This is a genomic window from Actinosynnema sp., from assembly GCF_052038725.1.
The window spans coordinates 1-1,870 of record NZ_JBQGCX010001162.1; the positions used below are offsets into that span (position 1 = coordinate 1).

Below are 1,870 nucleotides of genomic sequence, written 5' to 3' on the forward strand. Positions count from 1 at the left end.
GTGTCCACGCAGCACGCGGACGGCATCGACCTGGAGCAGCTGCTGGGCGTCGACGTGCGCGAGCGCGGGGTGGCCCCGGCGATCGAGGGCCTCGGCCTGGACACCTCCGACGTGCGGCTGCTGGTCAACCCGACCGGTCGGTTCGTGATCGGCGGTCCGATGGGTGACGCCGGGCTGACCGGTCGCAAGATCATCGTGGACACCTACGGCGGCATGGCGCGGCACGGTGGTGGGGCGTTCTCGGGCAAGGACCCGTCGAAGGTCGACCGCTCGGCGGCGTACGCGATGCGGTGGGTGGCCAAGAACGCCGTCGCCGCGGGTCAGGCGACCCGCATCCAGGTGCAGGTGGCCTACGCGATCGGCAAGGCCGCCCCGGTGGGTCTGTTCGTGGAGACCTTCGGCACCGAGACCGTGGACCCGACCAAGATCCAGCAGGCGATCACCGAGGTGTTCGACCTGCGCCCGGCCGCGATCATCCGCGACCTCGACCTGCTGCGCCCGATCTACGCCCCCACCGCCGCGTACGGCCACTTCGGCCGCACCGACGTGGAGCTGCCGTGGGAGGACACCTCCCGCGCCGACGCCCTCCGCGCGGCGGCGGGCGCCTGATCGGACGGGACCACCCGGAGGGGGCCCGGCGGTCCGGGACTGGCGGAGCCCTCTGGTCGAGATTCGGGCATGGCACAGGGCAGGGCGGCGAGCAGGCGGGGCGAACGCGGCCCCGCCGCCGCCAGGCCCGTGGCCAGGGTCGTCGTGGACGTGCCGCTGCCGCACCTGGACCGCCCGTTCGACTACCAGGTGCCCACCGACCTGGACGAGGTCGCCGTGCCCGGCGTGCGGGTGCGGGTCCGCTTCGCCGGTCAGCTGGTCGACGGCTACCTGCTGGAGCGCGCCGAGTCCACCGAGTACGGCCGCAAGCTCGCCTTCCTGGAGAAGGTGGTGTCCCCGGAGCCCGTGCTGGCCCCGGAGGTGGCCCTGCTGGCCCGCGCGGTCGCCGACCGGTACGCGGGCACCCTCATCGACGTGCTGCGCATGGCCGTCCCGCCCCGGCACGCCCGCGCCGAGGCCGCCGAGCCCCCACCCCCCGCGCCCGTGCCCGAGCGGCCCGCCGACACCGGCTGGGGCCGCTACCGGCACGGGGCCAACTTCCTGGACGCGCTGGCCGCGGGCCGCGCGCCGCGCGCCGTGTGGCAGGCGCTGCCCGCCGAGGACTGGCCCGCCCGGCTCGCCGAGGTCGCCGCGACCGTGGCGTCCACCGGCAAGGGCGTGCTGGTCGTGGTGCCCGACCACCGGGACCTGGCCCGGCTGCACGAGGCGTGCGCGAAGCTGGTCGACCCGGCCGCGGTGACCGTGCTGGCCGCCGAGCTGGGGCCGCAGGAGCGGTACAAGCGCTGGTTGGCGGTGCGGCGCGGCTCGGTGCGGATCGCGCTGGGCGCGCGCGGCGCGGCCCTGGCCCCCGTCAACGACCTCGGGCTCGTCGTGGTGTGGGACGACGGCGACGACCTGCACACCGAGCCGAGGATGCCTTACCCGAACGTGCGCGACGTGCTCGTGCAGCGCTCCCACCTGGGCGGGGCCGCGTTCCTGGTGGGCGGGTTCGCCCGCACCGCCGAGGCGCAGCTGCTGGTGGACAGCGGGTGGGCGCACGAGGTCGTGGCCGACCGGGAGGAGCTGCGGGCCGCCGCGCCGCGCGTGGTCGCGGTCGGCGACGGCGACTGGCAGGAGGCCAAGGACCCGGCGGCCCGCTCGGCGCGGCTGCCGTCCATCGCGTTCGAGGCCGCCCGCGCGGCGCTGTCGGCGGGCGCGCCGGTGCTGATCCAGGTGCCGCGCCGGGGGTACGTGCCCGCGCTGGCCTGCGGGCAGTGCCGCG

The 1,870-nt window shown here is 76.5% G+C and carries 1 protein-coding gene and 1 pseudogene; both read left to right on the forward strand.

From position 1 onward, the window contains the following. On the forward strand, nt 1–609 hold a 609-nt coding region (locus ACTUAL_RS24375), incomplete at its 5' end, for a methionine adenosyltransferase domain-containing protein (protein WP_440901889.1). Between the two features lie 69 nt (nt 610–678). Further along, a pseudogene (locus ACTUAL_RS24380) lies at nt 679–1,870 on the forward strand (primosome assembly protein PriA); the annotation flags it as partial.